The sequence below is a fragment of the Castellaniella defragrans genome (genome assembly GCF_014203015.1).
Classification (GTDB): Bacteria; Pseudomonadota; Gammaproteobacteria; order Burkholderiales; family Burkholderiaceae_B; genus Castellaniella; species Castellaniella defragrans.
Window position 1 is genome coordinate 87,447 of sequence record NZ_JACHIB010000019.1, and the last position, 22,399, is coordinate 109,845.

The 22,399-nt window shown below is 69.4% G+C and carries 20 protein-coding genes; 12 read left to right on the forward strand and 8 right to left on the reverse strand.

The window, feature by feature from the left end; all coding sequences use genetic code 11:
- Window positions 1-5 precede the first annotated feature (5 nt).
- From leuS to HNR28_RS15430, 4 genes are all read right to left on the reverse strand, one after another.
- A complete protein-coding gene (gene leuS / locus HNR28_RS15415; RefSeq protein WP_151025167.1) occupies window positions 6-2,657 on the reverse strand; it encodes a leucine--tRNA ligase in 2,652 nt (883 codons plus the stop codon).
- A 185-nt stretch (window positions 2,658-2,842) separates the two neighbouring features.
- The gene (gene rpmG, locus HNR28_RS15420; RefSeq protein WP_003810296.1) at window positions 2,843-3,010 is read right to left on the reverse strand and encodes a 50S ribosomal protein L33; all 168 of its coding nucleotides are present in this window, start codon (window positions 3,008-3,010) and stop codon (window positions 2,843-2,845) included.
- 23 nt (window positions 3,011-3,033) lie between these two features.
- Window positions 3,034-3,270, reverse strand: a complete 237-nt coding sequence (rpmB, locus tag HNR28_RS15425; protein WP_043681023.1) for a 50S ribosomal protein L28 — start codon at window positions 3,268-3,270, stop codon at window positions 3,034-3,036.
- Window positions 3,271-3,334: 64 nt separating this feature from the next.
- Entirely contained in the window at window positions 3,335-4,552 is a 1,218-nt protein-coding gene (locus HNR28_RS15430; protein ID WP_244978327.1) for a Bcr/CflA family multidrug efflux MFS transporter, read from the reverse strand.
- Window positions 4,553-4,702: 150 nt separating this feature from the next.
- Between HNR28_RS15430 and HNR28_RS15435 the strand changes: the two genes are divergently transcribed.
- From HNR28_RS15435 to HNR28_RS15450, 4 genes are all read left to right on the forward strand, one after another.
- On the forward strand, window positions 4,703-5,914 hold the full coding sequence (locus HNR28_RS15435) for a class I SAM-dependent methyltransferase (RefSeq protein WP_409360360.1): 1,212 nt from the start codon (window positions 4,703-4,705) through the stop codon (window positions 5,912-5,914).
- 433 nt (window positions 5,915-6,347) lie between these two features.
- Window positions 6,348-7,403, forward strand: coding sequence for an ABC transporter substrate-binding protein (locus tag HNR28_RS15440; protein WP_151025169.1), 1,056 nt, complete (start codon window positions 6,348-6,350; stop codon window positions 7,401-7,403).
- Between the two features lie 10 nt (window positions 7,404-7,413).
- Window positions 7,414-8,268 (forward strand): ABC transporter permease, encoded by an 855-nt coding sequence (locus tag HNR28_RS15445; RefSeq protein WP_151025171.1) that lies wholly within the window; start codon window positions 7,414-7,416, stop codon window positions 8,266-8,268.
- A 1-nt stretch (window position 8,269) separates the two neighbouring features.
- Window positions 8,270-9,517 (forward strand): quaternary amine ABC transporter ATP-binding protein, encoded by a 1,248-nt coding sequence (locus HNR28_RS15450; RefSeq protein WP_043681029.1) that lies wholly within the window; start codon window positions 8,270-8,272, stop codon window positions 9,515-9,517.
- Window positions 9,518-9,572: 55 nt separating this feature from the next.
- On the opposite strand, the gene HNR28_RS15455 is transcribed toward HNR28_RS15450, so the two are convergent.
- The 4 genes from HNR28_RS15455 to radC all read right to left on the reverse strand — a co-directional run bounded on the left by HNR28_RS15455 (window position 9,573) and on the right by radC (window position 14,115).
- Window positions 9,573-10,976: an MATE family efflux transporter gene (locus HNR28_RS15455; RefSeq protein WP_151024766.1), complete on the reverse strand. Its 1,404-nt coding sequence runs from the start codon at window positions 10,974-10,976 to the stop codon at window positions 9,573-9,575.
- Window positions 10,977-11,063: 87 nt separating this feature from the next.
- The gene (locus HNR28_RS15460; RefSeq protein WP_151024774.1) at window positions 11,064-12,809 is read right to left on the reverse strand and encodes an ArnT family glycosyltransferase; all 1,746 of its coding nucleotides are present in this window, start codon (window positions 12,807-12,809) and stop codon (window positions 11,064-11,066) included.
- A gap of 120 nt (window positions 12,810-12,929) precedes the next feature.
- Window positions 12,930-13,190, reverse strand: a complete 261-nt coding sequence (locus HNR28_RS15465) for a type B 50S ribosomal protein L31 (protein WP_043681035.1) — start codon at window positions 13,188-13,190, stop codon at window positions 12,930-12,932.
- 247 nt (window positions 13,191-13,437) lie between these two features.
- The gene (gene radC / locus HNR28_RS15470; protein WP_043681037.1) at window positions 13,438-14,115 is read right to left on the reverse strand and encodes a RadC family protein; all 678 of its coding nucleotides are present in this window, start codon (window positions 14,113-14,115) and stop codon (window positions 13,438-13,440) included.
- Window positions 14,116-14,166: 51 nt separating this feature from the next.
- Here radC and HNR28_RS15475 point away from each other — a divergent pair, with 51 nt between their 5' ends.
- From HNR28_RS15475 to HNR28_RS15510, 8 genes are all read left to right on the forward strand, one after another.
- Window positions 14,167-14,637: an FKBP-type peptidyl-prolyl cis-trans isomerase gene (locus HNR28_RS15475; RefSeq protein WP_151024767.1), complete on the forward strand. Its 471-nt coding sequence runs from the start codon at window positions 14,167-14,169 to the stop codon at window positions 14,635-14,637.
- Between the two features lie 29 nt (window positions 14,638-14,666).
- On the forward strand, window positions 14,667-15,641 hold the full coding sequence (gene ispH / locus HNR28_RS15480) for a 4-hydroxy-3-methylbut-2-enyl diphosphate reductase (protein WP_151024775.1): 975 nt from the start codon (window positions 14,667-14,669) through the stop codon (window positions 15,639-15,641).
- Between the two features lie 94 nt (window positions 15,642-15,735).
- Window positions 15,736-16,629 carry an NAD(P)-dependent oxidoreductase gene (locus HNR28_RS15485; protein ID WP_151024768.1) on the forward strand — a complete coding sequence of 298 codons (894 nt, stop codon included), beginning with the start codon at window positions 15,736-15,738 and terminating at the stop codon, window positions 16,627-16,629.
- Window positions 16,626-18,056, forward strand: coding sequence for a YdgA family protein (locus HNR28_RS15490; RefSeq protein WP_043681046.1), 1,431 nt, complete (start codon window positions 16,626-16,628; stop codon window positions 18,054-18,056). The genes HNR28_RS15485 and HNR28_RS15490 overlap by 4 nt, the downstream gene beginning before the upstream one ends.
- Window positions 18,057-18,320: 264 nt before the next feature.
- Window positions 18,321-19,919 (forward strand): ABC transporter substrate-binding protein, encoded by a 1,599-nt coding sequence (locus HNR28_RS15495; protein WP_151024769.1) that lies wholly within the window; start codon window positions 18,321-18,323, stop codon window positions 19,917-19,919.
- 110 nt (window positions 19,920-20,029) lie between these two features.
- Window positions 20,030-21,058: a dipeptide ABC transporter permease DppB gene (gene dppB / locus HNR28_RS15500; RefSeq protein ID WP_151024770.1), complete on the forward strand. Its 1,029-nt coding sequence runs from the start codon at window positions 20,030-20,032 to the stop codon at window positions 21,056-21,058.
- A 1-nt stretch (window position 21,059) separates the two neighbouring features.
- A complete protein-coding gene (dppC, locus tag HNR28_RS15505; protein WP_151024771.1) occupies window positions 21,060-22,001 on the forward strand; it encodes a dipeptide ABC transporter permease DppC in 942 nt (313 codons plus the stop codon).
- 11 nt (window positions 22,002-22,012) lie between these two features.
- Window positions 22,013-22,357, forward strand: coding sequence for an ATP-binding cassette domain-containing protein (locus tag HNR28_RS15510; RefSeq protein WP_184143036.1), 345 nt, complete (start codon window positions 22,013-22,015; stop codon window positions 22,355-22,357).
- Window positions 22,358-22,399 lie beyond the last annotated feature (42 nt).

Here is a 22,399-nt window from a genome sequence, read left to right on the forward strand (position 1 = left end):
TGGCCTCAGCCGACGACGTTGACCAGCCGGCCCGGCACGACCACCACGCGCTTGGGCTCGCGGCCTTCGAGGAAGCGGGCGACGGCTTCGTGCGCCCGGGCCAGGGCCTCGATGGCGGGCCTGTCGGCTTCCTGGGGCACGTCGAGCTGGCCGCGGACCTTGCCGTTGACCTGCAGCACCAGCTCGACCGTGTCGGCGCGCAGGGCGGCTTCGTCCACCTGGGGCCAGGGGGCGTCGAGCAGGTCGCCCAGCGCGTCGGCCAGGCCCAGTTCGCGCCACAGCTGCCAGGTGACGTGCGGCACCACGGGGTACAGGACGCGCAGCAGGATGGAGGCGGATTCGGCCAGGGCCGGGCCGGACACGCCCGCCTGGGCGGCCGATTCCAGCGTGTTGAGCATCTTCATGGCCGTGGAGACCACGGTGTTGTACTGGATGCGCTGGTAGTCGTAGTCCGCCTGGCGCAGCAGGCCGTGGATCTGGCGGCGCAGGCCGGCGGCGGCCTCGTCCAGCGCGGCCCCGTCGAGGGGCGCGGCCGCGTGCCGGCGGATGTCGTCGTGGTGGCCATGGCAGAAGGCCCACAGGCGGCGCAGGAAGCGGTGCGCGCCCTCGACGCCGGAGTCCGACCATTCCAGGGTCTGCTCGGGGGGACTGGCGAACATCACGAACAGGCGGGCGGTGTCTGCGCCCAGGCCGTCGATCAGGGACTGCGGATCGACGCCGTTGTTCTTGGACTTGGACATGGTGCCGATGCCGCCGTAGTCCACCGGCGAGCCGTCGGACTTCAGGCGCGCGCCGACGATGCCGCCCTTGTCGTCGGTGATGTTCTCCACCTGGTCGGGCCAGAAGTATTCGATGCCGCCGCGCGCGTTCTTGCGCGAATAGATGTGGTTGAGCACCATGCCCTGGCATAGCAGCCGCGTGAAGGGCTCGGAGAACTTCACCATGCCCAGGTCGCGCATCACCCGCGTCCAGAAGCGCGCGTACAGCAGGTGCAGCACGGCGTGCTCGATGCCGCCGATGTACTGGTCCATCGGCATCCAGTAGTCGTTGCGGGCATCCACCATGGCCTGGTCGTTGCCCGGCGAGGTGTAGCGCATGAAATACCAGGACGAATCGATGAAGGTGTCCATGGTGTCGGTTTCGCGCCGCGCCGGCTTGCCGCAGGACGGGCAGTGGCAGGACAGGAAGGCCTCGTCCTTGGCCAGGGGGTTGCCGGTGCCGTCGGGGACGAGGTGCTCGGGCAGCACCACGGGCAGGTCCTTTTCAGGGACCGGGACCGGGCCGCAGTCGGGACAGTGGATGATGGGGATCGGGGTGCCCCAGTAGCGCTGGCGCGAAATGCCCCAGTCGCGCAGGCGCCAGGTGATGCGCAGTTCGCCCAGGCCCTGGGCCTTCAGGTCGGCGGCCACGGCCTGGATGGCTTCGGCGGTGCTCAGGCCGTCGTACTTGCCGGACTGGACGGTGCGGCCGATCTGCTTGTCGGCGTACCAGTCCTGCCAGGCTTCGGTGGAATAGGTCTTGCCTTCGGCGGCGATGACCTGGCGGATGGGCAGGCCGTACTTGCGCGCGAAGGCGAAGTCGCGTTCGTCGTGGGCGGGCACGCCCATGACCGCGCCGTCGCCGTAGCTCATGAGGACGTAGTTGCCGACCCACACCGGCACGGGCTCGCCCGTGAGGGGATGGATGACGGACAGGCCGGTGGGCAGGCCTTCCTTTTCGCGCGTGGCGAGTTCGGCCTCGGTGGTGCCGCCCTGGCGGCAGGCCTCGATGAAGGCGGCCAGCCCGGCGTTGCCGCGCGCGGCGTGGGCGGCCAGGGGATGTTCCGGCGCCACGGCGCAGAAGGTGACGCCCATGATGGTGTCGGCGCGCGTCGTGAAGACGTGCATCAGGCCGTCCTGGATCAGCCGGCCCTGCTCGTCGCGGATGTCGTGGCGGAAGGCGAAGCGCACGCCCTCGCTCTTGCCGATCCAGTTTTCCTGCATCAGGCGCACGCGTTCCGGCCAGCCGGGCAGGCCGTCCTTCAGGGTGTCGAGCAGTTCGTCGGCGTAGTCGGTGATGCGCAGGTAGTAGCCGGGGATTTCGCGCTTTTCCACCAGGGCGCCGGAGCGCCAGCCGCGGCCGTCGATGACCTGTTCGTTGGCGAGCACGGTCTGGTCGACCGGATCCCAGTTGACGACCTGGGTCTTGCGGTAGGCGATGCCCTTTTCCAGCATCTTCAGGAACAGCCACTGGTTCCATTTGTAGTAGGCCGGATCGCAGGCGCACATCTCGCGCGACCAGTCGATCGCCAGCCCCATCGCCTGCATCTGCTTCTTCATGTAGGCGATGTTGTCGTAGGTCCACTGGGCCGGGGGGACGCCGGACTTCATGGCGGCGTTTTCCGCCGGCATGCCGAAGGCGTCCCAGCCCATGGGCATGAGGACGTTGTATCCGCGCATGCGCAGCTGGCGGGTCATCATGTCGTTGATGGTGTAGTTGCGCACGTGACCCATGTGGAGCTTGCCGCTGGGGTAGGGCAGCATCGAGCAGGCGTAGAACTTGGGCTTGGGCGAGCCGTCCGCAAGGGTGGCGTGCTCGGTGACGCGGTAGACGTCGCCTGCGCGCCAGTGGGCCTGGGCTTCGGTTTCGACCTGGTTCGGAAGGTAGCGTTCCTGCATGGATCTGTCTGGGAAAGGGGAATGAAAAGGGCCAGCCCGACATTATAGAGGGTCTGTGTGTCTGGTCGGGACAGGCCCGCCCAGCCTGCCCCTGGAAGTGTCTTGGCGCGACAAAGAAAAATCCCCGCTCGCGGGCGGGGATTCGAGGAAAACCGGTGAGACGGTCCGGGAGAGGCGGCCCCGGATTATTTCAGCTTGGTTTCCTTGTAGTCGACGTGCTTGCGCGCGACCGGATCGAACTTCTTGATCAGCATCTTTTCCGGCATGTTGCGCTTGTTTTTCGTGGTCGTGTAGAAGTGACCCGTGCCGGCGGTCGATTCGAGCTTGATTTTCTCGCGGATGCCTTTAGCCATGATGTGCTCCTAGGGGCGGCCGATCAGGCCAGTTCGCCACGGGCACGCAGGTCGGCCAGGACGGCGTCGATGCCGTTCTTGTCGATGGTGCGCAGGGCCTTGGTGGATACGCGCAGGCGCACCCAGCGGTTTTCGGATTCGACCCAGAACCGGCGCGATTGCAGGTTGGGCAGGAAACGACGCTTGGTTTTGTTGTTCGCGTGCGAGACGTTGTTGCCCACCATCGGGCCTTTGCCGGTTACTTGGCATACGCGTGCCATGGTCTCACCTCTGTATATGTATATCGGGAAAGCCTTGCATTCTATACTCAAATTGCCATGCAGATCAAGCGGGTTGCCGGGGCGATCGCATGGCGATGCGGCCGGAAAGCCACGACAGGACCGCGCAGGCCGCCAGCACGGCGGTCAGCGGCAGGGGAGTGCCGGTGTGCCAGGCGCTGACGGCGAAGCCCGCCAGGGCGCCGCAGAGCATCTGCAGCGAGCCCATCAGCGCCGAGGCCACGCCCAGGCGCGGGCCCTGGTTGGCCAGGGCCAGGGCGGCGGCGTTGGGGCCGACGAAGCCCTGGCTGGCCATGAAGCCCATCAGGCACAGCATCAGCAGGGGCAGGGAGATCCAGTCCAGCAGGGTCAGCGCCAGGCCGCACAGCGTCATCAGCACCAGCGTGCCCTGGGCGCGCGCCAGCAGGCGGATCGGCGGATGGCGGTTCAGCAGGCGGGCGCTGGCCTGCGAGGCCACGATCAGCGCGGCGGCGTTCAGGCCGAACAGCAGGCCGAACCAGCGCGGATCGATGCCGTAGATCGTGATGAAGACCTGGGGCGAGCCGGAGATGTAGGCGAACAGGCCGCCCGAGCCGAAGCCGCCCGCCAGGGTGTAGCCCATGAAGCGGCGGTGGGTCAGCAGCAGGCGGAAGCTGGCGGCGATGGCGCCGACGGCCAGCGGCGCGCGCCGCGCCGGGTCCAGGGACTCGCGCATGTACAGCGCCACGGCCAGCCACAGGCCGACGCCGGCCAGGCCCATCAGGTAGAACACGGTGCGCCAGGAACCCAGCGTCACGGCCTGGCCGCCCAGCAACGGCGCCAGGATGGGCATCACGCCCATCACCAGCATCAGCAGGGACAGGGCCTGGGCGGCCTCGCGCGTGTCCAGGTGGTCGCGGATCACGGCGCGGGGGACGACCATGCCGGCGGCGCCGCCGAAGGCCTGCACCACGCGCCACAGGATCAGGTGGTCGATGTCCCGGCTCAGCGCGCAGGCGACGGATGCCACAGCGAACAGCGTCAGGCCCAGCAGCAGCGGCGGCTTGCGGCCGTAGCGGTCGGCCAGCGGGCCGTAGACCAGCTGGGCCAGGGCCAGGCCCAGCAGATAGCTGGCCAGGGTGCGCTCGACCTGCCCCGGATGGACGCCCAGGTCGGCCGCCATGGCGCCGAAGGCGGGCAGGTACATGTCGATGGCCAGGGGGCCGAGAGCGGCCAGCGCGCCCATCAGGATCAGCCAGGGAGGCAGCAGCGGCGGGGACGAGGGGGAAGCCGAAGGGAAAACCATGGGAGCGGGGAGGGGCCGGAAACGCGCCGGAGGCGGATGCTTGAAGCGGTGGGGATTGGCGCTACTATAACAAGGTCTTTCATATGACTGAGGGAGGCCCCGTTGAGTGCAACCGCATCGATCATCGAGAACAAACTTGGGTCATTGCCCATGCCGGTTTCCATGGAACTGCCGGACGGACAGAAGATCGGCCCCGCCGACGCCGCGGTCCGCCTGCGCGTGCGCGACGCGGCCGTGCTGGCGCATTTCGCGGCGGGCGAGGTCGGCGTCCTGGGCGAGGACTACGTCGAGGGCAAGTTCGAGTTCGACGGCTCCATGCGGGACCTGATGCGCATGGCGGCCAGCATCCTGCCCGGGTCGCCCGTCGATCTGGCCCGCTCGGGCTGGCTCACCAGCCTGGTGAAGCGGCTGGTGTCGGTCTGGCGCCATTCGATCGAGCGCGACGCGCGGCAGATCGAATTCCACTACGACCTGTCGGACGACTTTTACGCCCTGTGGCTGGACCCGCGCCGGGTGTATTCCTGCGCCTACTACCGCGAGCCCGGCTTCACCGTCGCCCAGGCCCAGGAAGCCAAGCTCGACCACATCTGCCGCAAGCTCGCCCTCAAGCCGGGCGAGCGCTTCCTGGACGTGGGCGGCGGCTGGGGCGGCCTGATGCTGTGGGCGGCGGAAAACTACGACGTCGATGTCACCGGCATCACCCTGTCGAACAACCAGCATGCCTACGTCAACCGCCTGATCCAGGAAAAAGGCCTGGCCGGGCGCGTGCGCATGGAACTGCTGGACTACCGCAAGCTCGACGAATCCCGGCCCTACGACAAGATCGCCTCGGTGGGCATGTTCGAGCACGTGGGGCGGGCCCAGCTGACCGGCTATTTTTCCAAGCTGCGCCGGCTGGTGCGCTCCGGCGGCCTGATCCTGAACCACGGCATCACGGCGGGCGGGCTGGACAACACCGAACTGGGCGCGGGCATGGGGGGATTCATCGAGAAGTTCATCTTCCCCGGCGGCGAGCTGTCCCACATCCATTACGTGCAGCAGACCCTGGCCGAGGCCGGCCTGGAGGACCTCGACGTCGAGAACCTGCGGCCGCACTACGCGCGCACGCTGTGGGCCTGGAGCGACGCCCTGGAAGCCCGCCTGGACGAGGCCCGCGCCATCCTGAACACCCCCCAGGGCGAGCGTTCGCTGCGGGCCTACCGGATGTACCTGGCGGGCTGCGCCATGGGCTTCGAGCACGGCTGGATCGCCCTGCACCAGATCCTCGCCCAGCCCCAGCCGACGGGCCGCTCCGACGAGCTGGACTACCCGCCGGGGCAGGCCTATCCCTGGCGGCGCGACTACATCTACCGCGACCGCTGAATCCATCCGCTCCATCCCCCGGCCGGCGCCGGGGGGCACGCGCAGTGAACGAGGCCGGACACGGAACAGTCCCTGCGGACCGTTCCGTGCCCGGCGGATCCGGGCGGCATGCGGGCCGCGCGGTGAAGGAAACCCGCCCGCGTTCCCGGCGTTTCCATCCCCCGTTCCGCGCCCGGTTCCGGCCGGTTTTCGTCAACCGGGTTTATTTTCCGTCATCCGGTGTGTAAAATAGCGCTTCTTCTGTAGTTCTTTTTTTCAATCCTGACAGCGTCCGTGTCCGCCCGACCCGGCCCTGTCTGTCCAGGGCGCTCGCGCGCCTGCAGTGCTGGTATGTATTGGCGGCCCGCGGCCGTCTTCCGCACACCCTCCCCTAAGCTATGGCGTCGGCCCCGCATCGCGTATCCGGCGTCTCCGTAACCCAAAGGAGGCATTCATGTCCATCTCCGCTTTTTCGTCGCCCCGTGCGATCCGTTCCCCCCGCCTGTCCCGTGCCGCGCTGGGCTTCGCCCTGTCGGCCGCGCTCGCGGGCCTGTCGCTGGCCCCGTCCGTGTCCCGGGCGGCCGACGCGCCGCAATGCGAGCTCGACCGCGCCGTGCGCTTCGGCGGCATGAACTGGGAATCCAACCTGGTCCTGGTGGAAGTCGAACGCTTCATCGCCAAGCACGGCTACGGCTGCGACTCCGAGGTCCTGCCGACGGAAACCCTGCCGGCCCTGGCGGCGCTCGAACGCGGCGACCTGGACATCAACAGCGAGATCTGGCTGAACAGCACCCTGGAGCCCTGGACCAAGGCCGAGGCCACCGGCCGCGTCAAGCGCATCGGCGACATCTACATGGGCGGCGAAGCCTGGTTCATCCCCAAGTACACGGCCGAACGCCTGCCCGGGCTGAAAAAGGCCGCCGACCTGCCGAAGTTCAAGGACGCCTTCAAGGACCCGGAGGAACCTTCCAAGGGCCGCTTCTACGGCTGCCCGGCCGGCTGGGGCTGCGAGGTCGTCAGCACCAACCTGTTCAAGGCCCTGGGCCTGGGCGACACCTTCACGCTGTTTTCGCCGGGCACCGGCGCGACCCAGAAGGCGGCCCTGACGGCGGCCTACCAGCGCAAGGAAAACGTCGTCTTCTACTACTGGTTCCCGACCCCGCTGGTGGGCTCCATGGACCTGGTCAAGCTGGAGCTGCCGCCCTACGACGCCGCCAGGCAGAAATGCCTGACCGATCCGAACTGCGAGAATCCCCAGGCCTCGGACTATCCGGAAAACCCGGTGTTCACGGCGGTCACCGCCAAATTCACCCAGGACGCGCCCAAGCTGACCGGGTTCCTGTCCAAGGTCAAGGTGCCCCTGGACGTGATGAACCAGACCATGGCCTACATGGAAAAGAACGAGGCCGAGCCCCAGCCCACGGCGATGTGGTTCCTGAAGAACCAGCAGGCCGTCTGGTCCGCATGGCTGCCCGCCGACGTGACGGAGCGTGTCAAGGCCGCCCTGTAAGGAGGCCCGCATGTTTCCCGAACTGATTGCGGCGCGGGATCTGCAGCGGCCCATCGACGAGTTCGTCAATGGGCTGGTGACGCAGTATTCCGACGTGCTGCGCGCCCTGACCCAGCCCCTGCTCGATCTGCTGGTCTGGTCCGACGGCCTGTTGCGGCATTCGCCGTGGTGGGCGGTCGTGGCCGTCATCATGGGCCTGGCCTGGCTGGGCAGCCGCGCCTGGCGCTTCAGCCTGGCCATGGGGGCGCTGCTGTGCCTGGTGGGGGCCATCGGCCTGTGGGAGGCCGCCATGCAGACGCTGTCGCTGATGATCGTGGCGGTGGCGTTCTCGGTGATCATCGGCATCCCCCTGGGGATCGCCATGGCCAGCTTCCGCTGGGTGCGCGCCGTGATGCTGCCGGTCCTGGACGTCATGCAGACCATGCCCAGCTTCGTCTACCTGATCCCGGTGGTCATGCTGTTCAACCTGGGCAAGCTGGCGGCGCTGTTCGCCACGGTGATCTACGCCGTGCCGCCCGTCATCCGCCTCACCGACCTGGGCATCCGCCTGGTGGACGCGGAGGTGCTGGAGGCCTCGCGCGCCTTCGGCGCCAGCCGCAGCCGCCAGCTCTTCGGCGTGCAGCTGCCGCTGGCGCTGCCCAACATCATGGCGGGCATCAACCAGACCACCATGATGGCGCTGGCCATGGTGGTGATCGCCTCCATGATCGGCGTGCGCGGCCTGGGCTACGAGGTCCTGCAGGGCATCAACCGCCTGCAGGTCGGGCGCGGCCTGCTGGCCGGACTGGGGATCGTGATCCTGGCCATCATCTTCGACCGCATCACCCAGCGGTTCGGCCGGCGCTGGCAGGTGCGGGGGAACTGACATGAGCAAGATTGAAGTCCGCAACATCTACAAGATCTTCGGCCCGCACCCGGAGCGCTGGCTGCCCGCCGCCCGCGAGGGCCTGTCCAAGGAGGCCCTGCTGGAGCGCAGCGGCCACACCCTGGGCCTGCGCGACATCAGCCTGTCCATCGAGGAAGGCCACATCCACGTCATCATGGGGCTGTCGGGCTCGGGCAAGTCCACGCTGATCCGGCACTTCAACCGCCTGATCGAGCCCAGTGCCGGGCAGATCCTGGTCGACGGGGTGGACGTGGTCAGCCTCAAGCCGCGCGAACTGGAACGCTTCCGCCAGAGCAAGATGAGCATGGTGTTCCAGCGCTTCGGCCTGCTGCCGCACCGCACGGTGCTGGACAACGCCGCCTACGGGTTGGCGGTGCAGGGCGTGCGCCGGGACGCGCGCAACGAGCGTGCGCGCCACTGGCTGGAGCAGGTCGGTCTGTCCGGCTTCGAGGCCCAGTATCCCCACCAGCTCTCCGGCGGCATGCAGCAGCGCGTGGGCCTGGCCCGGGCGCTGGCCACGGATGCCGAGATCCTGCTGATGGACGAGGCGTTCTCCGCCCTGGATCCGCTCATCCGCCATGAGATGCAGGACCAGCTGCTGGCCCTGCAGGCGAGGCTGAACAAGACCATCGTCTTCATCACCCACGACCTGGACGAGGCCCTGCGCCTGGGCAACCGGATCGCCATCCTGAAGGACGGCGAACTGATCCAGGAAGGCACGCCCGAGGACATCCTGCTGTCGCCGGCCAACGACTACATCGAGTCCTTCCTGCAGGACGTGAACCGGGGCAAGGTCCTGAACGCGTCCCACGCCTGCAACGAGCGCCCCCTGACGCTGACCATGCGCACGCACCCGGCGCATGCGCTGGAGCGCCTGGCCGCCCGGGACTACGACTACGCCGCCGTGCTGGACGGCAAGCGCCTGGCGGGCGTGCTGATGCGCGCCGATGCGCAGCGCGCCGCGCAGGCGGGCGCGCGCGACATTTCCCGGCATCTGAGCGACATGGCGTCCGTGCCGGCTTCGGCCGGGCTGGACGAAGTCCTGGCGCGGCTGCTGCGCACGCCCGAGCCGCTGGCGGTGACGGGCGAGCAGGGCGAGTTCATCGGCGTGCTGTCGCGCAGCAAGGTGGTGGAACTGGTGACCGCCGCCACCACCAACGGTTCGGGCGAAGCGGGGCCGGACCCGGAACCGGCCGAGCAGGCCGCCGGATCCGGGCAGGCCGCCTGATCGCCCGCGGAGCCGCGCGCTCCGGGGCCGCCGGCGCCCCCGGGCCGGCCCCGGCTCAGGCGCCGCGCGCCTGCCGGCGCAGCACGTGGCCGTACCAGGTGAACAGCAGCAGGGCCGACAGCAGCAGCCCGAGCATCGCCATGATCCACATGGTGGCGGCGCCCACGGGCGCGCCCGACATCAGCCGGCGCGCCAGCGGGGCGAGGGCCCCCGCCGCCGGCCCGTAGCCCAGCCACCAGCCGCCCACCAGGCCCAGCCCGGTCAGCGCGGTGACCTGCAGGATCAGCGGCACCAGCGCGATCTTGTAGGCGCGCAGGATGTAGGCGCTGATGCAGTGCATGGCGTCCCAGAAATGGAACCACGGCGCGATCTGCAGCAGCGTCAGGGCGATCGCGGCCACCCGGACCTCGTCCGTGTAGGCGCGCACGATGGCGTCCTGGCCCACGATCAGGACCACGCCGGTGAGCAGGGCGCCCAGGGCCACCAGGCCGATCCCGCTCAGCCCCGTGCGCCGCGCCAGCGCCGGGTCGAGCGCGCCCACGGCCTGGGCCGTGAGCGAGGCGGTGGCCAGGCTGAGCGACATCGGCAGCATGTAGGCCAGGGCGATCAGGTTGGCCAGGATCTGCTGCGCGCCGCTGACGTACAGGCCGTCGCGGGCGATCAGCAGCGCCATGAAGCTGAAGGCGCAGACTTCGATCAGGTAGGACCCGCCCATGGGCAGCCCCAGGCGCAGCAGTTCCTTCTGGTCGGCCCAGCGCGGGCGTTCCAGCCGCGGGGCCAGGGCGCGGAAGGCGCGCCGGTGGCGGATCATCCACAGGCCGGCGGCCAGCATCATCCAGTTCACCGCCAGGGTGGCGATGCCCGCGCCGACGACGCCCAGCGCGGGCAGGCCCAGGCCGCCGAAGATGAACCAGACGTTGAACAGCAGCTTGAAGACGATGCTGCCGAGATTGATCGCCATGACCTCGCGGGTCTGGGAGATGGCCGTCGAGGTGGCGTAGATCGTGCGGAACAGCAGGGCCGGGGGCAGGGCCAGGGCGAGGGCGATCAGGTAGCCCGCCACCCGCCGGCGCACTTCGGGCTCGACGTCGCCGGACAGGCTGAGCCAGACGTCGGGAAACAGCATGCTGGCGCCGCCCAGGGCCGACAGGAGCAGGGCCAGCCAGACGCCCTGGCCCCAGGCCCGGCCGGCCTCGCGCAGCCGGCCGGCGCCGAAGTGCTGGGCGATGATCGGGATCAGGGCGTGCACCACCCCCATCAGCCCGACGAAGACCGTGATGTAGACCGAGGCGCCCAGCGACATCGCCTGGAGGTCGGCGGCGCTGGCGTGGCCCACCATGGCGGTGTCGAGGACGGCGAAGACGATCCCGGCCCAGGAGCTGACCAGGATCGGCCAGGCCTGCCGCAGGATGGTGCGCCAGGGGGCGGCGGGCCGGCCGGCGAGGGAGGCGTCGGTCATGGAAGGCACGGATTCATCGGACGGCAATTCATTGGATCGCAATGAAAGGAAGGGGAAGGGGCGCGGAGCACGGGCGCCCCGGGGATCCTAGGGTTTCAGGCGCAGCAGGCGGAACATCTCGTGGCGGTCGGGCTCGCGGCGGCCTTCCCAGAGCGCGGGATGGTCGGCCAGCCAGGCTTCTCCCGTCTCCAGGCTGCGGGGGCTGAGCTGCTGCAGCAGCAGCGGGCAGTCGTCGTCGAAGCTGAATTCGATGCCGTCGAAGACCAGGAACGACGCCCGCTGGCCGCTGCCCAGCCCCTGGGTGCGGACGCATTCGCCGGGCTGGCGGTGCTGCGCCAGGGCCGCGGCCAGCGAGGCCGAGACGGCGCGGTAGCTGCGCACGTAGTCGAGCGCCGGCATCCAGAGCGTGGCCAGCAGCAGCCAGGTGGTGATCAGGCCGCCGGCCGACAGCGCCGTGCCGCGCCACAGGCCGGCCGGGTGGCTGCGCAGGCGCCAGCGCACCAGGGCGATCCAGGCGAGGGTGCCCAGCGCGGCGAAGGCCGCGGCGGGCCAGGCGACGTGGGGCTCGAAGCCGCGCGTCTGGCGGGTGATGTTGGCGGCGATCTGGGCCGGCCAGCCGGCCTGCAGCGCCACCCAGCCCAGCCACACCGTGGCGGCCGTCAGCGAAAAGCACATCACCGCGAACCAGTCCAGGGTGTTGACCACGCCGCGCCGCAGGGTCGGCAGGGCGAAGGCGGCGAGGACGGCGCAGGGCACGGCGAGCGTGCTGTATTCGGGCTCGAAGGGGTCGGCGCTGGCCAGCAGCGTCAGCAGCGCCCCCGCGGCGAAGCCCAGCGGGATGCCGATGTGCGGCGCGCCGAACCAGCCGCGCCAGCGCCACAGCGCCAGCAGGGCCAGCGGCCAGGTCGGCCAGAGGAACCAGGGCAGGTCGCGCAGGATGCTGCCCCAGGATCGCGCGTCGGGCCAGTCGAAGGCGTTGCGCGTCCAGCGCAGCCAGCTGTCGGTCCAGTAGGGACCGAACGTCCGGGCGGGTATCCACCACAGCAGGATCAGCGCGGCGGCGATCAGGGCGCTGGCCGCCAGCCATTTGCGTTCGGCCGCCAGGGCGCCGCCCGGCAGGAAGGCGACGGGCACGGCCAGGATCAGCGGCAGGCAGCCCAGCCAGCCGCGCGCCAGGAAGGACAGGCCCACGGCGAGTCCCAGGGTGACGGCGCCCGACACCGGATGGTCCAGCATGCGGGCCACGGCGTAGAAGGCCAGCGCCTGGCAGGCGATCAGCGCCGGGATCTCGGCGGTCTCGTGCATGCGCCAGACGATGCCGACCGTGGCCACGATCAGCAGCAGGGCGGCGTCGGCCAGCATGCGGCCGTAGTCGCGCGGATTGGGCTCGCCGCCGAAGGGCAGGGCCAGCGGCTGGGCCTCCGGGCGCCGGCCCAGCAGGTAGGTGCCGTACCAGATCGAGCCCGTGAGCAGCGCGAACCACAGCAGATTGGGCACGCGCGAAGCGATGATGGCCGCGTCCAGGGGGCTGGCGAACAGTTCCAGCAGGGGGCGCAGCGCCCAGATGGAGAAGGCGCCCACCCAGGTGACGAGCGGCCCGTCCTGCGCCTGGGCCAGGTGGCCCACCTGGGGCAGCAGCCAGGCGTGGTCCCGGCCCGACAGGGCCGTGAGCATGGTCGCCAGGCCGGTGACGTCGTCGGTCTTCCAGGGGTCGCGGTAGAACAGGCCGGCCAGGATGTAGACCAGCCCGAAGCCCAGCAGGAACAGCCGGGGCAGTTTGGCGGCGGCCGTGGCCGTCAGCCGGGCGGGCGTCGATCGCAGGTCTTGGGACAGCACCGGGGAAGCACCAGGGAAAAGGGGGCGGATGGCGCCCATGTTAAATGAAAAAGGCAGCCTGACGGCTGCCTTCTGGAACCCTTGCTTGCTGCTGGAACTTGCGCAGCGTGGGGGCACTTACTTCTTGACGGTGCCGGCGGTGCGGGCAAAACGGGCGCGGAACTTTTCCACGCGGCCGGTCTCGACGATGCGGGTCTGGGCGCCGGTGTAGAAGGGATGCGATTCCGAGGTCACGTCGCACTTGAAGAGCGGGTAGGTCTTGCCGTCGATCTCGGTCGTTTCGCGCGTATTCAGCGAGGAGCGCGAGATGAACTTGTTGCCGGTCTGCAGGTCGAGGAACACGACCTCGCGGTATTCGGGATGAATGCCTTCTTTCATGATGAAATCCGTGGGTGGATGATGGGGGACCGCCAGCCGGATGGACGCGGGGACTCCCTGCAAAAGGGATGCGATCCGCATCAGAACCCTGGCAACGTATCCAAGATAAGCCCACCATTCTACTACGCGGGCGAGGGAAGGTCCAGAGACGCGGGTCTGCCGGCGGCCCCGGCTGGCCGCGCATCACGAGACGGTCCCGCCGTACAAGCGGCTTTTCGGTCAAGGCGTAGCGCGACGGAGAATCCGTTCACACCTGCCCTCGCTCCGCCAGCGACGTGACCTCGGTGGCGCCGACGATCAGGTGGTCCAGCAGCCGCACGTCCACCAGGGCCAGGGCCTGCTTCAGCTGGCGCGTCAGGGCGACGTCGGCCGGGCTGGGCTCGGCCAGGCCGGAAGGGTGGTTGTGGGCCAGGATCAGGGCGGCGGCGTGGTGCCCCAGGGCGGCCTTCACGACCTCGCGGGGGTAGATCGAGGCGTGCGACAGCGTGCCGCGCGCGACCTCCGCGCATTCGATGAGCTGCAGCTGGCTGTCCAGGAACAGGGCGATGCAGTGCTCCACCCGCAGGTGCGCCAGGCGCAGCGCGCAGAACCGCTTCACCTGCTCGGGCTGGCTCAGGGCACGGCCGTTGCGCAGCGGCTCCTCGACCGCGCGCCGGCTGAGTTCCTGGACCGCGAGCAGTTCGCAGGTCTTGGCCGCGCCCATGCCGGGGAAGGCCAGCAGTGCCGACGATTCCGCCGCCAGCAGGCGGCGCAGCCCGCCGAAATGCTCGATCATCCGGCGCCCCATGTCCACGGCGTCGCTGCCGCGCGTGCCGGTGCGCAGCAGCACCGCCAGCAGCTCGGCGGACGTCAGCGCCTGGGCGCCGTGGCGCAGCAGGCGCTCCCGGGGACGTTCGGAACAGGGAGATCGGGTGTCTTGTGGCATGATAGGCCCTAAAATGATCAGGTTTGCATTGAATCCCTTTACGGTGGCATTTTGACTTCAACCCAAGCCGCGCAGCACGTCCGACCGGACTCTTATGTCACGCTGCACTACCGCATCGAACTGCTGACGGGCCCCGGCGCCGGCACCGTCTTCGTCGATACCTTCCTGGATCGGCCCGCCACGCTGCAGATGGGCATCGGCCAGTGGGCGCCGGGCATCGAATCCCTGCTGCTCGACCGCCCGGAGGGCGAGCACTTCACCGCGGACGTGCCGGCCGCCCAGGCCTACGGCGAACGCAACCCCGAATTGCTGCGCTGGGTCGCGCGTGACGAAATGACGCGCAACGCCCCGCCGGACACCGAATTCGAGGCGGGCGACATGGTCGAGTTCGTGGCGCCCAACGGCGGCCGCTATTCCGGCGTGCTCAAGACCCTGCGGGACGACGCCGCCCTGTTCGACTTCAACCATCCCCTGGCCGGCATCGACCTGCAGGTCGAGATCAAGATCCTGGGGGTGCTGTGAGCGGCGCGGCCCCCCTGAGCACGGACGCGATGGGCGCGGCCGCGGCCGGCGAGGCCGCCGCCCCCGGCGCCGAGATCGTCCTGGCCCAGCCGCGCGGCTTCTGTGCGGGGGTGGACCGGGCCATCGAGATCGTCGAGCGCGCCCTCGAAATCCACGGGGCGCCGATCTACGTGCGCCACGAGATCGTGCACAACCGCTACGTGGTCGAGGACCTGCGCGCCAAGGGCGCCGTCTTCATCGACGAGCTCGAGGACGCGCCCTCGGGCGCGATCGTCATCTTCTCGGCGCACGGCGTCTCGCGCGCCGTGCGCGACGAGGCCGCCCGGCGCGGCCAGCGCATCTTCGACGCCACCTGCCCGCTGGTGACCAAGGTCCACGTCGAAGTCGCCCGCATGCGCAAGGAAGGCCGCGAGGTCATCATGATCGGCCACCGCGGCCACCCCGAAGTCGAGGGCACCCTGGGCCAGGCCGACGATGGCATGTACCTGGTCGAATCGGTGGAAGACGTCCAGGCCCTCCAGGTGCGCCATCCGGACCGTCTCGCCTTCGTCACCCAGACCACGCTGTCCATCGACGACGCCGCCCAGGTGGCCGACGCCCTGCGCCGGCGCTTCCCCGGCATCGCCGAGCCCAAGAAAAGCGACATCTGCTACGCCACGCAGAACCGCCAGGACGCGGTGCGCGTCATGGCGCCGCAATGCGACCTGGTGCTGGTGGTCGGCAGCCCCAACAGCTCCAACTCCAACCGCCTGCGCGAAGTCGCCGAGCGCAAGGGCGTGACCGCCTACCTGCTCGACCATCCCGACATGATCGATCCCGAGTGGCTGCGCAATGCCCGGCGGGTCGGCGTGACCGCCGGGGCCTCCGCGCCCGAAGTCCTGGTGCAGCAGGTGATCGGCCGGCTGAAGGAACTGGGCGCGCGCTCCGTGCGCCCCCTGGACGGCGTGCGCGAGCAGGTCGCCTTCCCCCTGCCGCGCGAACTGTCCCGCAAGCGGCCCGAATGATTCCCGGCCGGACCCCTGAACGGATCCCCGGATCGGACCCTCAAACGGACCCTCGAACGGACTCTCGACAGACCCCAAAACGGACCCGACGGCCATGAAGATCGGATTCTGCGGACTGGGCCGCATGGGCGTGCCCATGGTGCATCGCCTGCTGCAGGCCGGGCACGAGGTCCACGTCTGGAACCGCTCCCCCGGCCCGCTGCGCGGCGTCCAGGCGGCCGGCGCCCGCGCCTGCGCGAGCCTGCGCGAGCTGGGCGAACGATGCGCCTGGGTCGCCCTGTGCCTGTTCGATGCGGAGGCGGTGCGCGACGTGGTGTTCGGCGCGGACGGGCTGGCGCGGGCCGGCGCGCTGGAACTGCTGATCGACCATTCCTCCATTCCGCCGGCCGAGACGCGCGAATTCGCCGGACGGCTGGCGCAGGCCAACGGCGCCGTCTGGCTGGACGCGCCCGTGTCCGGCGGCACGGGCGGCGCGGCGGCCGGCACCCTGGCCATCATGGCGGGCGGCCCGGTCGACGCCTGCGCCCGCGCGACCCCGCTGCTGATGGCCTACGCCAGCCGGGTGACCCACATGGGCCCGGTGGGCAGCGGCCAGGTGGCCAAGCTCTGCAACCAGACCATCGTGACCGCCACGATCGCCGCCATCGCCGAATCCGTCGCCCTGGCGCGGGACGCCGGGGTGGATGCGGCGCGCCTGGACGAGGCCCTGGCGGGCGGCTGGGCCGATTCCACCCTGCTGCGCATTTTCGTGCCGCGCATGACCCAGGCGCCCGGGCCCGCCCAGGCTACCCTGGACACCATGCTGAAGGACCTGGACACCGTGGCGGCGCTGGCGCGCGCCCAGGGCTCCGCCATGCCGGTGGCCGCGGCCGCCGGGCAAAGCTACCGCCTGGCCAGCCGCCAGGGCCTGGGGGCGCAGGACGCCTCGCAACTGATCCGGCTGTACGACCGCGCCCCCGGGCGCCCCGATGGAGAAGATCCCCGATGAGCCACCGCTCCCTGAAGACCGCCGCCGCCGTCGCGGCCGCCCTGGCCCTCGCCTACACGGGCGCCTCCTGGTATGCCGGCCGCCTGGCCCAGGAGCGCGTGGAGGCCTGGGTCGATCAGGCCAACCAGGAAATCGCCGCGCAGTGGGCGTCCGCCGATCCGCGCCCCGTCCTGACGATCCAGGCATACCGGCGCGGCGTGTTTTCCTCGGACGTGCGCTACGGCTTCCAGTTCCGCGACGACGAGGGCCGCGACCAGACCCTGGGCCTGCATGACGCCCTGGCGCACGGCCCCTGGCCCTGGGCGGCCGTGCGCCAGGGCGAATGGCGGCCCGCGGCGGCCCTGAGCCTGATCGAGCCTCTGCCGGGCGGCCTGTGGCAGCCCTGGTTCGACGCACAGCCGGCCGGCACGGCGCCCTGGACGCTGCGGTCCCGGATCGGATTCGACGGCCGGGTGGCCTCGCAATGGCGCCTGGAGCCCACCCGGCTGGCCGACAACCGGCTGGACTTCAGCGGCGGCCTGGTGCGCATCGACTACGATCCGGGCACGCGCGAGGCGGCCGTGTCCGGGCGCATCGACCGGCTGGCCGCGGTGGACGCGGATTCCGGCGTCCGGGTGCGGTTCGAGGGCCTGGATCTCGACGGCCGCACGACGCGCAGCGGCGAGGCCGACCTGCAGTCGCGGCAGCACGCCCGGTTCGGAGAGGTCCACGTCGACGTCCCCGATGCGCCTGCCCTGGCGTTCATCGGGCCGTCGCTGAGCTCGGACACCGTCCGCACCGGCGGCCTGCTGGACAGCCGCCTGGCCTACGACCTGGGCCAGCTGCAGCTCGATCGCCGGGACCTGGGCCGGATCACGCTGGCGCTGTCCGCCGAGCACCTGGACGTGGCCGGACTGCAGGCCCTGGCCGACGCGCTGGGGCAGCTCAATCGCCGCGAGGATCCGGACGCGGAACTGTCGGAGCAGGACCGCCAGCGCCTGCGCGCGCTGGCAGTGCCCGTGCTCGCCGCCGGCCCGCGCCTGACGCTCGACGCGCTGCGCTGGGAAACCCCCCAGGGAACGAGCGAGCTCAAGGCCCAGGCCGAATTCCGCCCGGCGCCGGAGGACGCCCCGCCGGACCTGGGCGGGCTGATCGAAAGCGCCATCCGCCAGCTCTCCGCGCACCTGAGCCTGTCCAAGCCCATGCTGCTGCAGGTGGTGCGCCAGACGCAGCACGGCGAGGGCGCCGACATGGCCGTGGCGCTGACGAGCATGCTGTTCGACCAGTACGTCGGCCGGCTGGAGCGCCAGGGCCTGGTGCAGCGCCAGGGCGACGCCATCGAGGCCGACTACCGCTATGCCGACGGCCAGGTCACGGCCAACGGCCGCGCGATGTCGCCGGCCGAGTTCGCCGCGCAGTTCGGCGACCTGGCGGGTCTGGGCCAGTAAGCCCGCCCGGCCCGCCCCGGGACGGACGGGGCTCCTCCGGGCGGCTTGCGGGCCGTGCGGCGGATGGCGGACGGCCGCGGGCCGCGCGGCGCGGAAGACATTTCACAAAATTGCGCGAATCGACACTCGGGTAATCCTTGATGCCCGAGTGCTGGAGTGTGCGTGGCGTTCTGTGCTATGTTTCAAAAAATTTACAGCAGGGACGCAATCCGACCCCGCCGTCGAGTCTTTCCGCCACTCGTGGTCACACTCAAAGAGGTAACGATGAACAAGATCTTCAAGCGGACCCTGGGCCTGGCCCTCGTGTCCATGGCCATGGCGACCGCGCAGGCCGCCGACACGAGCTACGTCTACTGTTCCGAAGGCTCCCCCGAAGGCTTCAACGCCGCGTTCTTCACCTCGGGCACGACCAACGACGCGACCCACCCCATCTTCGACCGCCTGGTCGAATTCAAGGCCGGCACCACCGAGATCGTGCCGGGCCTGGCCGAATCCTGGGACGTCAGCGAAGACGGCAAGGTCTACACCTTCCACCTGCGCAAGGGCGTGAAGTTCCATTCCAGCAAGCTCTTCAAGCCCAGCCGCGATTTCAACGCCGACGACGTGCTGTTCTCGTTCCTGCGCCAGAAGGACGCCGACCATCCCTTCCACAAGGTCTCGAACGGCTCCTACCAGTACTTCGACGGCATGGGCATGGGCAAGCTCATCGACCGCATCGAAAAGGTGGACGACCACACCGTCCGCTTCGTCCTGAACCGTCCCGAAGCCCCGTTCATCGCCAACCTCGGCATGGACTTCGCCTCCATCCAGTCGGCCGAATACGCCGACGCCATGATGAAGGCCGGCACGCCCTCGAAGGTCGATACCGATCCCATCGGCACCGGCCCCTTTGAATTCGTCACCTACCAGAAGGACGCGCGCATCCTGTATAAGGCGTTCAAGTCCTACTGGGGCGACCAGCCCAAGATCGGCCGCCTGGTGTTCGCCATCACGCCCGACGCTTCCGTGCGCTACGCCAAGCTGCAGAAGAACGAATGCCAGTCCATGCCGTACCCCAACCCGGCCGACCTGGACGCGATGCGCAAGAACAAGGACATCCAGCTGCTGGAGCAGGCCGGCCTGAACGTCGGCTACCTGTCCTTCAACACCGAAAAGAAGCCCTACACCGACGTGCGCGTGCGCCAGGCCCTGTCCATGGCCATCGACAAGCCCGCCATCATCGCTGCCGTCTTCCAGGGCGCCGGCCAGCCGGCCAAGAACCTGCTGCCGCCGACGATGTGGGGCTACAACGACGCGGTCCAGGACTGGCCGCACGACGTGGCCAAGGCCAAGGCCCTGCTGGCCGAGGCCGGCTATCCGGACGGCTTCGAGACCGACCTGTGGGCCATGCCGGTGCAGCGTCCCTACAACCCCAATGCGCGCCGCATGGCCGAGATGATCCAGTCCGACTGGGCCAAGATCGGCGTCAAGGCCAAGATCGTCACCTACGAATGGGGCGAATACCTGAAGCGCACCAAGGCCGGCGAGCACCAGACCATGCTGATCGGCTGGACGGGCGACAACGGCGACCCGGACAACTTCCTGGCGACGCTGTTCAGCTGCGCGGCGGCCAAGGACGGCTCCAACTACTCCCGCTGGTGCTACCAGCCCTTCGAGGAGCTGATCCAGCCGGCCCGCACCACGTCCGACCACGCCAAGCGCGTCGAGCTCTACAAGCAGGCCCAGGTCATGATGCATGAGCAGGCCCCGGCCGTCATGATCGCGCACTCCACGGTGTTCGAGCCGCTGCGCAAGGACGTCCAGGGCTATACCGTGTCGCCGGTGGGCCGCCACATCTTCGACCACGTCAGCCTCGGCAAGTAAGCCTCTTCGCCGACCCGCGATCCGCGCCCCTGCGCCTGCCTGACAGGTCCCGCAGGGGCGCGGATCGCCATTCCTCAACCGGGTCCCTCCCGCGGGGACACTTGCGCGCCATGCTTTCCTTCATCCTCAAACGCGTCGGCCTGGCCATCCCGACGTTCATCGGTATCACGCTGCTGACCTTTGCGTTCATCCATCTGATCCCCGGCGACCCGGTGATGATCATGGCGGGCGAACGCGGCCTGTCTCCCGAACGCCATGCGGCCATGATGGCCCAGCTGGGCCTGGACCAGCCGCTGTGGGTGCAGTACGGCCATTACGTCTGGAACGTGCTGCACGGCGACCTGGGCACCTCGCTGACCACCCGCGAGCCGATCTGGTCCGAGTTCGTGCCGCGCTTCCAGGCGACGCTGGAACTGAGCGCCGTCGCCATGGTGATCGCGCTGCTGATCGGCATCCCGGTGGGCGTGCTGGCCGCCGTCAAGCGCGGCTCCTTCTTCGACCACGCCGCCATCACCGCCGCCCTGACCGGCTATTCCATGCCGGTGTTCTGGTGGGGCCTGATGCTGATCATGCTGGTGTCCGTGCAGCTGGACCTGATGCCGGTGTCCGGCCGCATCGGCGCCGCGGTGTTCCTGGACCCCGACCAGCCGCTGACCGGTTTCATGCTGATCGACACGCTGCTGTTCGGCGAAGAGGGCAATTTCCTCGACGCCCTGCACCACATCCTGCTGCCGGCCTTCGTGCTGGCGACGATTCCGCTGGCGGTGATCGTGCGCATGACGCGCTCCTCGATGCTGGAGGTGCTGAACGAGGACTACATCCGCACCGCGCGGGCCAAGGGCCTGTCGCGCCTGCGGGTGGTCGTGGTGCACGCCCTGCGCAACGCGCTGCTGCCGGTGCTGACGGTGATCGGGCTGCAGGTCGGCGTGCTGATGGTCGGGGCGATCCTGACCGAAACCATCTTTTCCTGGCCGGGCGTCGGGCGCTGGCTGATCCACGGCCTGGAGCAGCGCGACTATCCGATCGTCCAGGGCGGCGTACTGATGGTCGCCACCCTCATCATCATCGTCAACATGTGCGTGGACATCCTGTACGGGCTGGCCGATCCGCGCATCCGCCATCGCCGGGGGAGGAACTGACATGTCCGCGACCGCAAGCTCCAACGCGACGCCGGCGCCAAATCCGGCGGCAACCTCGGCCGCCGCCACGGCCGTCCCGGCGCCGCCGGGGCCGTTCAAGTCATTCTGGCAGGACTTCAGCCGCAACCGCGGAGCGCTGACCGGCCTGTACTACATCGTCGCCATGCTGCTCATCGCGGTCTTCGCGGGGCTGATCGCGCCGCACGACCCGTCCATGCAATACCGCGACGCCCTGCTGCAGCCGCCCGCCTGGCTCGACGGCGGCTCCTGGCGCTTCGTGCTGGGCACCGACGACGTGGGCCGCGACATCCTCTCGCGCCTGATGCACGGCGCGCGCCTGTCGCTGCTGGTCGGCTTCCTGGTGGTCAGCGTGTCGCTGGTGCTGGGGATCTTCTTCGGCGTCATCGCCGGCTACGCGGGCGGGATCGTGGACATCGCCATCATGCGCGTGGTGGACATCATGCTGGCCCTGCCCAGCCTGCTGATGGCGCTGGTGCTGGTGGCCATCTTCGGGCCGTCCATCGTCAACGCCTCGCTCGCGCTCAGCTTCGTGGCGCTGCCGCACTACGTGCGCCTGACGCGCGCGGCGGTGCTGCGCGAGATGACCTGCGACTACGTGACCGCCTCGCGCGTGGTGGGGGCGGGCCCCTGGCGGCAGATGTTCGTCAACATCCTGCCCAACTGCCTGGCGCCGCTCATCGTGCAGGCGTCGCTGGGCTTTTCCAACGCCATCCTGGACATGGCCGCGCTGGGCTTCCTGGGCATGGGCGCGCAGCCGCCCACCCCCGAATGGGGCACCATGCTGGCCAACGTGCTGCAGTTCGCGCAGAGCGCCTGGTGGGTCGTGACCTTCCCGGGCCTGGCCATCCTGCTGGCCGTGCTGGCCTTCAACCTGATGGGCGACGGCCTGCGCGACGCCCTCGACCCGCGCCTGAAAGTGTAGGAAGACGGACCATGCTCGAAATCCAGAACCTGTCCGTCCATTTCGGCGACGAAGCCGCGCCCTTCAAGGCCGTGGACCGCATCAGCTACCGCGTCGAGGCGGGCGAGGTGGTCGGCCTGGTGGGGGAATCCGGCTCGGGGAAATCCGTCAGCTCGCTGGCCCTGATGGGGCTGATCGACTTCCCCGGCCGGGTGCACGCCGACGCCCTGCGCTTCGACGGCCGCGACCTGCTGCGCATGCCGGAAAAGCAGCGCCGCTCGCTGATCGGCTCCGAGGTCTCGATGATCTTCCAGGATCCGATGACTAGCCTGGATTTTTCACCAAAAGGAATCGGCACATCCCTGAAACCCGCATAAAATCAAGGTGCGAACAAGATTTTGGGGAAAGATGTGCCGATA